Genomic DNA, 8,851 nt, shown 5'->3' on the forward strand with positions numbered 1-8,851 from the left:
GAAAGCCGAGTTTTTGAAACGTTACTGATACTGCCCCGAATAGCCGTTCTGCGAGGTGGTTTCGCGACCGCGACCCTTGGGGTTGGACCCGCCAGATCCACCCTGCGGAGCGCGCTGATCGAGCCACGGGACCAACGCGGCCTGTCGCCGCTCCATCTCGGGTGAATACGCGCCGAGATAGTGCTCGCGGAACGTTTGCCAGTCGTCCCACCCACCCCAGACCATGATCATGCCCGGCTCGACGGAACTCTCGACGAGGAGCGTCCCCCAGGTCCGGCGGAGATCGTGCGGGCCGAGGTAGGTCCACCCCACGTCGCCCGTCTCGGCGTACAGCTCCTCGGCGGCGCGCGTCACCCACCGCTGGATCGTCCGGGTCGAGCGGTCGACGAGCGGGGTGTCGCTCGCGGCGTCGCGCTGCTCGGCGACCACCTGGATGGTCGTCTTCAGGTCGCCCGGCACCGGCACCTCGCGGTGCTTGTCACCCTTCCCGTGCCAGACGCGGAGGCGCGGCCCCATGTCGGTGGCGACGAGATCGGGCGGGGTGACGTCGACGACTTCCTGCCGGCGGAGCCCACAGCGCGCCATGAGCCGGAACGCGATCGAGCGCTCGGTGTCGGTGGCGACGCCGAGCAGGCGGTCGACCTCGGCGCGGTCGAGCCAGACCTTCTTCCCGTCGCGTTCGTCGTAGTCCTCGAGTCTCATTCCTTGTACTGTTCTTGGTCGGCCCCACACGTCGGACAATACTTCGGCCAGTCGCCCATCTCAAGAAAAACGTACCTATCACCGCACTGGTGACAGACAAACTTGGTGTGCGTCACGTCGTACTCTTCGATACCTGCGCCATCTTGTGCGGGTCGCATATTCTCACAAAACAGCCGCAAGACCATTAAAGACCATGTGCCGGACCGCTCTCAGCGAGCCGAACAGTGTGGTCGGTGTCGGAGAATCGGTGCTTCTCAGACACGCGGCATGTAGGACGGGATCGTCCACGCGAACCAGAGGTATACGCTGACCACGCCGACCGATAACGCCGTCGCGATCGAGGTCTCCGCCGCGATGACAGCAAGAATAGCGCCACCGATGAGCACGGCCGACGGCCAGCGCGGTGTCGGCCCCATTTGCGCGCGGTCTGTCATGCGCCACCTCCGTCAGCCCTCACGATCGCTTCCCGGCGGGTCTCGCCCCACTCGTCGGCGACCTCAAGGCCGGCGTTTTCGAGGCGCTTTTCGACGGCATCTCGCGACACCCCGCCGTGGATCTCGACGTAACAACAGCGGCAGGCTTCGAGCCGGTCGCCCAACCCGTCGAGCACCTGTCGCTCGTGGCCCTCAACGTCGATCTTGATGATGTCCGCTCCCGGCAGGTCTACGTCTTCGCCTCTCGCGACCGGTACCTGCTCGCCTGCCTCCGAGATGTGACGGATACCGGATCTGACCTCCGTAGAGAGCGCCGCCGAGCCGTTGGCGTCCGACAGCCCGAGGCCGACGGGTCTGATGCTCAGACTTAGGCCGTTGCCCTCGGCGTTGCGTTGAAGGCGCTGTCGTGCGGATGAGCCGGGCTCGAACGCGATCACCGACGCGCCGGTCGCGGCCGCGAGCAGGCTATAGCTGCCGATGTTCGCGCCGACGTCCCACACGGTATCGTTAGGTCTGACACGCCCGACGAAATCATCGAGGACCGCATCCTCGCCGTGCCCCATCGCACGCCAGAGGTCCTCGTCGCTCGTGATATGGATGTCGACGGCGACAGCACCAACAGACAGCGTGCCGGTCGACACGATCCGATGGAGCGGGAGCGTCACGGGGATTGGCGTGTGATCCCGGACGTAGTCGTTCGCGCCGCGGATGGCGTTAAACAGACCGCCCTCGCGGTGGAGCTCGACGAGTCGCGACACCGGGCCTGAGGTTGCGCCACTCATGTCTGGTTCTGCGTGCTCACCTGACTCAAGTACCCCACTGCCGGGCGTCATCGGGTCGCCTCCATGTACCACCGATCCAGAACCACGAGCGCGATGGTCCCTAACAGGAAGGTCATGACCGGCCGGACGCCGGTCCACCAAGGCCACGTTTCGAGAGCGATCGCCGTCATCGGTCCCACACCTCCGCGGCCTCGCGTTCAAGCTCCTCTTCGTCGATGTCGCCGTTTTGGTACCGTTCCTTTACATCGTCGAGCGCGTCCGGTGCCGGCTCGGTGGTGTGGTCGACGACGCTGATCTGATCGGCGACGCTGTACAAGCCGATCATACCCGGGATGCTGAATAGAGAGACAGCGGTCGCTACAAGGAACAGCAAATACGCAACGCTCTCTCCGAACAACTCAAACAAGCCAATAGCGCCTATCCGGAGCGCTATTAGCGCCACTACCGGCAGGACCATCGCACAAAATATAACTGATAGAACCAACTGCCCGCGGGCGAATTCGTCGCCTGAGTATTCTGACTCACCGGTTATCGAGAGCCGTGCTGTCGAGCGGTCGTACCGCATACGAACACCGTCGCCTACCGCGTTCATGATCCGCACTGCGCCGACGATCAAGAGGCCCGCTGTTTTGCCGAGCACGGACGGACGCTCGTCTCGCGGCCCGAACTCCGTGGTCATAGTAGCACCCACCCCATCACGACGCCGACCAACAGCCCACCGACGGAGGCGACAACCGGCGGCACGCTCGCACCCCCGAGACTCGCGCCGGCCGCGAGCACGCCGACCACGACCGACACCAACACGAGCACGGTGCCGAACGCCGCCGTCTGTGTCACCCAGTCGGCCTTGTACGTGCTCGCGCTCTCGTCGAACGCACCGCCCTCGGCCGCGCCGTAGTCGAACAGGCCGTCGGCGCAGTGTTGGCAGATGGTCCGCTCGGCGCGGGGCTCGACACCGTCCTCGAGCATGCCGTCGTCGTACTGCCGGTCGACGCCGATTGTGAGCACGGCCGACTCCTCGTACTCCATCTCACAGACGTAACACCGGTATCGGGTCTCCGTGACCTCCTCGGTGGTGACGACGGTCCGCGTCTCGGTAATGGCGGCGTCGGTCATAGCATCAACACCAAGGCTGTCATCCCGAAGCCGACCACCGCCAACACGCCCGCGCCGACCATCGTGACGAGCTGGCTAATCCGCTGTTCGCCGCCGTTTTCCTCGAGTGCTTTGCGCCGTCCGTTCCGCGGGATCTCGGAGTCGGCACTCCCACGAGCCCACGTCTCGAGTTTGGAACTGTCGAGATGCCACCCGTCGGCCCCGCCGTCGGCCACCGCGAGCGGGGTGGTCACCGTCTCGCCGTCGTCGGCGGGGTCGGGACGTTCGGCCCGGAACGTGTCGTCGACGGTGAACTGCGCCATGTTGACCTCGTCTTTCTCCTCGACGACGGCCAACGGAGCCCACGCAACCCTCGGCAGGTCCTCGTGGTCGCCGTCGATGCGGACGCGACGCCCGGACTCGAGGCGTATGAACAGGCCGTGAGCGTCCTCGCGCAACCGCCCCCACTCGTAGGTGCCGTCGCGACGCCGGACCAGCGCGCCGGTGCCGAACGTGAGTTGCCCGAGGATGAAGAACGCCGCTCCGAGCGGCTCCTTCCCCATCGGCGTGAACAGCACGCGAACGTAGATCCACGGGGCTGAAACGCCGAGGACCAGCCCGATCGTGGTCGCGACCCCGGACCACAGCCCGTACAAGGTCCACGCAACGGCGATGGTGCCGACGGCCGCCACGCCCGCGAATACGGTAAGGTAGACCATCTGCGCGCGCGTGGACGTGAGCACCGCCAGTACCTGCGTCGAGAGCGGCGGTCCCTCACGTTCAGCGTCGTCGTCGCCGTCGTCACTGTCGCTGTCGTCGTACTTGAACCACAGGACGACACCCGCGACTGCGAGCGCGAGGAGCACCGCGAGGACCGGCCCGACGAGCCCAAAGGTGTTCATACGGCCACCCCCATCGCCGCCGCGCCGATCTGGATCGGAACTTCGACACCACCGCCACCGCCGCCACTACTCCCGTACTTCATGACGAGGAACGCGAGCCCGACGCCCGCGGCGAACGAGCCGATCCACAGCAGTGACTGCCCGACCGAAAAGTTCTCGTGAAACTTCTCTTGGGAGAGTTCGGCCCACTTGTTCGACAGCGCACCCCACCGACGCTTACACGAGCCTTTGAGGAACTGACTCGCCCGGCGCAGATCGAGCACCTGCGGGTTCCGGGGGATGGTGTAATCGAGCGTCACCGACTCGTCGTCGCCGTCGCCTTGGCTCCCGAGCACGCCATCCTCGAGGCGGCGCGCGCCTTCGTCACCGAACTCCGCCGCCAGCGGCGAGATGTAACACGACGCGCTCTCGAGGCCGATCCCGAACTCTTTGCCCGACAGCGTGGACTTGACCGACAGCGGGTCATCCCAATGCCCGACGACGCCGTCGATGGTCGATTTGTCGCCGCCGTACTTCGGATCGAACGACACGGTCGTCAACGCGAGACTGCCCGTTTCCCGAACGGCGAGCGCGCTGTTCCGGAACGCGGCCTGCCCCATGTCGATGTACCACCGACCGACGCGGTCGCGGACGCCGCCGCCACCAACGGCCGCGACCACGAGCCCGGAGACGAAGAAGGCGGTCGCACCGAGCAGGCCGGCCAACATGAACCACGTAAGTGCCATCAGCATTACAGGAACCCACCGTCGTCTTTGTCGGGTTCACGACGCTCGGAGACGCGGTAGGACTTGTTGACCTCCTCCTGTTGCCACCCATCCCGCGAGCGCGTCGCCCGCGCGATGACGCCCTGGATGAACTGTTGCATCGTCGTCTTCTGCGGCCCGTCGAGCGGTTCCAACGCGTCGCGCTCTCTCCCCGACGCGACCTGCCGGAACCGGCCCTGCCACATGCTGTCGGGACTCGGGTGCTCGGCTTCCACCTCGAGGACGATCTCGCGAGTGAGCCAGCGGTGCTCGTGGACCTCGGCCTCCGAGAGATTCCCGAGCACGAAGTCCTTCGAGAGCAGGTTCGCGAGGACGTCGACGGTCCCCTGCTGGAGCTGGCTGTTCGTGACCTTGTCGATGTACCCCGCGTCCATCTGCCCGTCGTCAGCGAACTGGAGGTTCGTGCCGTGGTCCTGGTTCGCCTTCTGTTCCTCACGCATCTCCTCGGGGCTCGGCTCGCCGTTGCGGATCAGGCCCATCGCCGCTCACCTCCCCGCTCGCGATGGAAGCTGGTCGGTTGGTGGTTCAACATCGGCCGCACGCGCATGGGTCGCGCGATAGGTACGTTACAGTAGTGTGTCATGGCCTGTGTGTATTCGCTCATAGGTGTGCCTCCAAGTCTGAATCTGCGTACGTCTGCTCGAGCAACGCCTTGACCGCGTTCGCGTCCGAATGCGAGATGTCGAACTCGATACGGATCAGGTCTTTATTTATATATGCCGAGCCGGTCGTGCCGTTTTCCGAGACGAACTGGCCGATGCCGTCCGTCGCGATCTCTTGGGCGATGTCTTTCGGGCCGGCGCTGGCGTCTTGGTCCAATTGTTCGTTCGCTTTGTCGACGATCTCGCCGATGAACTCCTCCATGAACTCGTCTTTTCGCGGCTCGTAGGCCGCGACCAGGTCCGGATCGGGCGGCGTGAACCCGATCTCTTTGATCTTCTCTTTGACGCCATCCGTCCGCATCCGCGGGTACTCCTTGTACAGCTTGTCGCGCTCGTCGCGTGTCGGGTCGATGTTCTTCCACTTCCCGACGGCGTACGGCTGTGTCTCGTGTTCGGTGTACTTTCGCGTCATCTCGATGAACGCATGAAGGCGACCATGCGTCTGTGAGTCCAACTCGGAGAGCCGCGGGAGCGTCCACAACACGCCCATATTCTCTTTGCGGACCGTCTGGAGCGCTTGGTTTGTGTCGATCTGGTCGCGGTCGTACCACGTCCGGTTGCCCATCGACACGCCGGCCTCGTCGATGACGATCATCTGCCCCTTTCCATACTCGTCGCTGTTGAGCGCCGACAGCGCGTGCGCGACGTTGAAGAACACACGATCGGCCGTGAATGTCGGGTCGACGCCGCTGGCGATTTTCAACGCCGTGTGGCTTTTCGCCTTCCCCTCGCGGCCGACGATCGCACACATGAAGTGCTCGTTTTTGATGTTCATCCGCCGCCAGGCGTGGTGGAGCAGGACGCGCTGGGTCGGCGTCTCCGGTGGCACGAGCGCGGCCGGCGGCTCGGGTGTGTCAGCCGACATTATCACCACGCATCATCCGGCCCGTCGACGGTTCGTTCCGGCGTCGGCGGGTCAGCGGACAGCTTCAACTGTTCGCGGCATTTGTTCAACTGCCGAAACGCACCGCGAGCGTACTCGGTCGGGAGGTGAACACGCCGGAGTTCGACGTCCTGTTTCCGCCCGGTCAGCTCGTGTTTGCTCCCGACCGGCTCCTCGTACCGCCGGTCGGCCCACTCCTCGAGTTCCGCGAGGACGACGGGCAACTGGCTCCCGTCGGGGAAGGCGTGCGGTGGCTGGATCCGTTCGGTCCACGCATGCGAACACCGATTCCGAAACGGCTCGATGTGTTCGGCGTAGTCGAGCACCGCCGCGTGACACTGCGCGACAGTCTGGTGTTCCCGGCTCATCTGGCTCCGCGGAACCGCCGGCCACAGCGCTCGGCGCGGGTCGGAGACGTCGACGGAGGCGCGCATCAGGACCTGTCGGCAGGTCGTAAACGCGTCGTTCATCGACGCGATCCAGTTGGTGTGGGTGCGTTCCTGCTGGTCCTGATTTGGTTTCATGTCAAGTCACCCGAAGTGCCGAATCGCCCGGATACGCGTTTGTACACCCCCTCCCACACGGATCGCGGGACTGCCCGCGATGCTAACAGGAGCACAAACGCCCCCGACGCGAAACGAATCGCGCGCGTCAGTTCTGGGTACCCTTCGACGGTGTTGCCGTTGTTGAAGGCCACGACCGCCATCGCGATCGTAGCACCCCCCCACACGACAACTCGGGCGGCGTCGCGGTGCTTTCCCACCGCACCACGGAGCGATAGCGCGATGAGAACCTCCCCCCAGTCACCAAACACCGTGAGCATGAGGTAGATGATCATCACACCGAGCAGGCTGTAAGCGGCTCCTGTGGCGGCCACAAACTCAGATCCAACGTCGCCGAAGACCTCACCGACGATGAGGATCTGTAATACCACCACCGTCATCAGCGTGGACACGACGAGAAACCGCTCGAACGTGCTCCAATGCTGAATCTCTGTCAGGCTTCGAGAGTCGGTCATACCAGGTCACGCCCCTCCAGCGTCCGCACCGACGCCCACATGAGCGCGAAGATCACGGTCGTCACGGCGAACGGCGTGACGAGCGACACGGCCCACGGCTGGCCGAGCAGGACGCCCAACAGCGCTGAAACGGTGCCGACGCCGGCGACCGCCGTGGCCTGCTGGCCGAGTTGCTCGCCGGCCGACTGCCCCTGTGAGTAGTCAACGCCGCGCCGGAGTACCTGTCGCGCGGCTTCTGATCGGTCCTCGATACCTTCCTCGCGCTGAATCTCCTCGATCTCCTCGAGGATGTTACGCGGGACACGGAGCGAGATGTTTGGCTTCGACATGGTCCATCCGGCAGATTAGGCTCTCGCTTATAAACTACCCCACCGCCACACCCCTGTATACGGCGTGTCGTATCCTCATACGGGCGTATACGACTGCGAACGTTCGTCACGCTATATGGGGGTGACTCCCCTCACCCGAGACATGGCACTTACGGCCATGCTTCGACAGATCCCAGCCAAGTTCCGTGCGATGTTCGCCATGCTCCTGACGATGGCGGGCTACGCACGCAGTGAGTGGGGCGAACCCACCGCGGCGTCGATCCCCGGCAGTGGGGGCCGACTTCAGCGGGCGGCGCAGGTCGGTACCGTCATTAGCGTCGTTGTGATCGGCGTGGTTGCGCTCATCGGCATCCTGATCTTCAGCCAGATCAACAGCGCACTCCCGACGATCGAAAACACCCAACTCGACAACGCGTCCGTCGGCGTCACCGATGGCTTCGCGAACGCGATGGAACTCGTGCCGATCGTGCTCCTCGTGCTCGTCGCCGCCCTCGTCATCGGCGTCGTCCAGCGGATGCGGATGCAGAACTAACGAGCGGGGACACCCCCGCCGTGGCCCGCTTAAGGCCACACTCGGAGAATACACACCCGCAATGGCACGAATATTCATCGCGGTCGTCGTTGCGGTCCTTCTTTTCGGTGGTGGACTGGCCGCCGATCAGATGCTCCAGAATCCCGAGCTGGAGCCCGCCGACGCCGACACCGCGACCCAACAGCAGGACTTCGCCGAGTCGACGACGCCGATGCTCCGCGCGGGCGCACCGGCGGCGTTGTTCGCGCTCGTCGTCGGAGCCGTGCTCGTGGCTGTGCGGGCGGTGGGGGGCTGACCGATGCGGCTCCCCATCTTCCTCGTGCTCTTTTCGAGCGCGCTTCTCGGCACGGCCGGTGCGTTGCGACTCGCGACGACCGTCCGCGACCGCCAGGGCATCCAGTACGCGGTCGGCCTTTCGGCCGGCTGTGTCGTGTTGTGGTTGCTCGTGACGATCTCGGCGTTCAACCTCGTCAGCGTGTCGGGAGGGTCGGAATTCACGCATAGTTACCCGTCGCTGGGCGTGCTTGGCGTGCTCGGCGTCGGCGTCTCGATATTGGTCCTGACGAAGGGATCGGTAGAACTCCTTGGAAACTGACAATGGCAACTTACAGAATCAAACCGAGCGGTAACGGCTGGGTCGTGACGAAAAACGGAACGGTTGCGAGCAACCACCGAAAGAAATCCGGCGCGAAACGCTCCGCAAAGCGGCTCTCGTCGGGGGGTGACAAGCTCGTCATCCACAAATCGA

The 8,851-nt window shown here is 64.5% G+C and carries 16 protein-coding genes; 3 read left to right on the forward strand and 13 right to left on the reverse strand.

The annotated features are described in order from the left end of the window. Nucleotides 1-21 precede the first annotated feature (21 nt). The 13 genes from DQW50_RS16300 to DQW50_RS16350 form a co-directional block, all read right to left on the reverse strand. Nucleotides 22-702 carry a site-specific integrase gene (locus DQW50_RS16300; protein WP_112080317.1) on the reverse strand — a complete coding sequence of 227 codons (681 nt, stop codon included), beginning with the start codon at nt 700-702 and terminating at the stop codon, nt 22-24. 254 nt (nt 703-956) lie between these two features. Continuing rightward, nucleotides 957-1,136 (reverse strand): hypothetical protein, encoded by a 180-nt coding sequence (locus DQW50_RS17705; protein WP_127341357.1) that lies wholly within the window; start codon nt 1,134-1,136, stop codon nt 957-959. Beyond that, the gene (locus DQW50_RS16305; RefSeq protein WP_112080318.1) at nt 1,133-1,969 is read right to left on the reverse strand and encodes an FkbM family methyltransferase; all 837 of its coding nucleotides are present in this window, start codon (nt 1,967-1,969) and stop codon (nt 1,133-1,135) included. Before DQW50_RS16305 ends, DQW50_RS17705 begins: the two co-directional genes overlap by 4 nt. Beyond that, nucleotides 1,966-2,088, reverse strand: a complete 123-nt coding sequence (locus DQW50_RS18670; RefSeq protein ID WP_255417651.1) for a hypothetical protein — start codon at nt 2,086-2,088, stop codon at nt 1,966-1,968. The genes DQW50_RS16305 and DQW50_RS18670 overlap by 4 nt, the downstream gene beginning before the upstream one ends. Beyond that, the gene (locus DQW50_RS16310; protein WP_112080319.1) at nt 2,085-2,597 is read right to left on the reverse strand and encodes a hypothetical protein; all 513 of its coding nucleotides are present in this window, start codon (nt 2,595-2,597) and stop codon (nt 2,085-2,087) included. The genes DQW50_RS18670 and DQW50_RS16310 overlap by 4 nt, the downstream gene beginning before the upstream one ends. Beyond that, nucleotides 2,594-3,034 (reverse strand): hypothetical protein, encoded by a 441-nt coding sequence (locus DQW50_RS16315; protein ID WP_112080320.1) that lies wholly within the window; start codon nt 3,032-3,034, stop codon nt 2,594-2,596. The genes DQW50_RS16310 and DQW50_RS16315 overlap by 4 nt, the downstream gene beginning before the upstream one ends. Further along, a complete protein-coding gene (locus tag DQW50_RS16320; protein WP_112080321.1) occupies nt 3,031-3,915 on the reverse strand; it encodes a hypothetical protein in 885 nt (294 codons plus the stop codon). The genes DQW50_RS16315 and DQW50_RS16320 overlap by 4 nt, the downstream gene beginning before the upstream one ends. Beyond that, the gene (locus DQW50_RS17965; RefSeq protein WP_157964892.1) at nt 3,912-4,646 is read right to left on the reverse strand and encodes a hypothetical protein; all 735 of its coding nucleotides are present in this window, start codon (nt 4,644-4,646) and stop codon (nt 3,912-3,914) included. The genes DQW50_RS16320 and DQW50_RS17965 overlap by 4 nt, the downstream gene beginning before the upstream one ends. Continuing rightward, on the reverse strand, nt 4,646-5,158 hold the full coding sequence (locus DQW50_RS16330; protein ID WP_112080322.1) for a hypothetical protein: 513 nt from the start codon (nt 5,156-5,158) through the stop codon (nt 4,646-4,648). Before DQW50_RS16330 ends, DQW50_RS17965 begins: the two co-directional genes overlap by 1 nt. A gap of 121 nt (nt 5,159-5,279) precedes the next feature. Next, nucleotides 5,280-6,206, reverse strand: coding sequence for a hypothetical protein (locus DQW50_RS16335; RefSeq protein ID WP_112080323.1), 927 nt, complete (start codon nt 6,204-6,206; stop codon nt 5,280-5,282). A gap of 2 nt (nt 6,207-6,208) precedes the next feature. Continuing rightward, a complete protein-coding gene (locus DQW50_RS16340; protein ID WP_112080324.1) occupies nt 6,209-6,748 on the reverse strand; it encodes a hypothetical protein in 540 nt (179 codons plus the stop codon). After that, complete coding sequence (locus tag DQW50_RS16345; RefSeq protein ID WP_112080325.1) at nt 6,745-7,242, reverse strand: hypothetical protein; 498 nt, start codon at nt 7,240-7,242, stop codon at nt 6,745-6,747. The genes DQW50_RS16340 and DQW50_RS16345 overlap by 4 nt, the downstream gene beginning before the upstream one ends. Next, nucleotides 7,239-7,571 (reverse strand): ribbon-helix-helix protein, CopG family, encoded by a 333-nt coding sequence (locus DQW50_RS16350; RefSeq protein WP_112080326.1) that lies wholly within the window; start codon nt 7,569-7,571, stop codon nt 7,239-7,241. Before DQW50_RS16350 ends, DQW50_RS16345 begins: the two co-directional genes overlap by 4 nt. Nucleotides 7,572-7,713: 142 nt before the next feature. On the opposite strand from DQW50_RS16350, the gene DQW50_RS16355 reads away from it, so the two are divergent. The 3 genes from DQW50_RS16355 (at nt 7,714) to DQW50_RS16360 (ending at nt 8,698) form a co-directional block, all read left to right on the forward strand. Then, nucleotides 7,714-8,103: a hypothetical protein gene (locus DQW50_RS16355; RefSeq protein WP_112080327.1), complete on the forward strand. Its 390-nt coding sequence runs from the start codon at nt 7,714-7,716 to the stop codon at nt 8,101-8,103. 61 nt (nt 8,104-8,164) lie between these two features. Next, nucleotides 8,165-8,398: a hypothetical protein gene (locus DQW50_RS17710; RefSeq protein ID WP_127341358.1), complete on the forward strand. Its 234-nt coding sequence runs from the start codon at nt 8,165-8,167 to the stop codon at nt 8,396-8,398. A gap of 3 nt (nt 8,399-8,401) precedes the next feature. Further along, a complete protein-coding gene (locus DQW50_RS16360; RefSeq protein ID WP_112080328.1) occupies nt 8,402-8,698 on the forward strand; it encodes a hypothetical protein in 297 nt (98 codons plus the stop codon). The last annotated feature ends 153 nt before the right edge of the window (nt 8,699-8,851 follow it).

The organism is Halorubrum sp. 48-1-W (genome assembly GCF_003287355.1).
GTDB lineage: Archaea > Halobacteriota > Halobacteria > Halobacteriales > Haloferacaceae > Halorubrum.

Coding starts and splice junctions, on each gene's coding strand:
- DQW50_RS16345 (WP_112080325.1), bottom strand. CDS start 7,242: ATGACCGACTCTCGAAGCCTGACAGAGATTCAGCATTGGAGCACGTTC.
- DQW50_RS16310 (WP_112080319.1), bottom strand. CDS start 2,597: ATGACCACGGAGTTCGGGCCGCGAGACGAGCGTCCGTCCGTGCTCGGC.
- DQW50_RS18670 (WP_255417651.1), bottom strand. CDS start 2,088: ATGACGGCGATCGCTCTCGAAACGTGGCCTTGGTGGACCGGCGTCCGG.
- DQW50_RS16305 (WP_112080318.1), bottom strand. CDS start 1,969: ATGACGCCCGGCAGTGGGGTACTTGAGTCAGGTGAGCACGCAGAACCA.
- DQW50_RS17705 (WP_127341357.1), bottom strand. CDS start 1,136: ATGACAGACCGCGCGCAAATGGGGCCGACACCGCGCTGGCCGTCGGCC.
- DQW50_RS16300 (WP_112080317.1), bottom strand. CDS start 702: ATGAGACTCGAGGACTACGACGAACGCGACGGGAAGAAGGTCTGGCTC.
- DQW50_RS16320 (WP_112080321.1), bottom strand. CDS start 3,915: ATGAACACCTTTGGGCTCGTCGGGCCGGTCCTCGCGGTGCTCCTCGCG.
- DQW50_RS17965 (WP_157964892.1), bottom strand. CDS start 4,646: ATGCTGATGGCACTTACGTGGTTCATGTTGGCCGGCCTGCTCGGTGCG.
- DQW50_RS16340 (WP_112080324.1), bottom strand. CDS start 6,748: ATGAAACCAAATCAGGACCAGCAGGAACGCACCCACACCAACTGGATC.
- DQW50_RS16330 (WP_112080322.1), bottom strand. CDS start 5,158: ATGGGCCTGATCCGCAACGGCGAGCCGAGCCCCGAGGAGATGCGTGAG.
- DQW50_RS16355 (WP_112080327.1), top strand. CDS start 7,714: ATGGCACTTACGGCCATGCTTCGACAGATCCCAGCCAAGTTCCGTGCG.
- DQW50_RS16350 (WP_112080326.1), bottom strand. CDS start 7,571: ATGTCGAAGCCAAACATCTCGCTCCGTGTCCCGCGTAACATCCTCGAG.
- DQW50_RS16315 (WP_112080320.1), bottom strand. CDS start 3,034: ATGACCGACGCCGCCATTACCGAGACGCGGACCGTCGTCACCACCGAG.
- DQW50_RS17710 (WP_127341358.1), top strand. CDS start 8,165: ATGGCACGAATATTCATCGCGGTCGTCGTTGCGGTCCTTCTTTTCGGT.
- DQW50_RS16335 (WP_112080323.1), bottom strand. CDS start 6,206: ATGTCGGCTGACACACCCGAGCCGCCGGCCGCGCTCGTGCCACCGGAG.
- DQW50_RS16360 (WP_112080328.1), top strand. CDS start 8,402: ATGCGGCTCCCCATCTTCCTCGTGCTCTTTTCGAGCGCGCTTCTCGGC.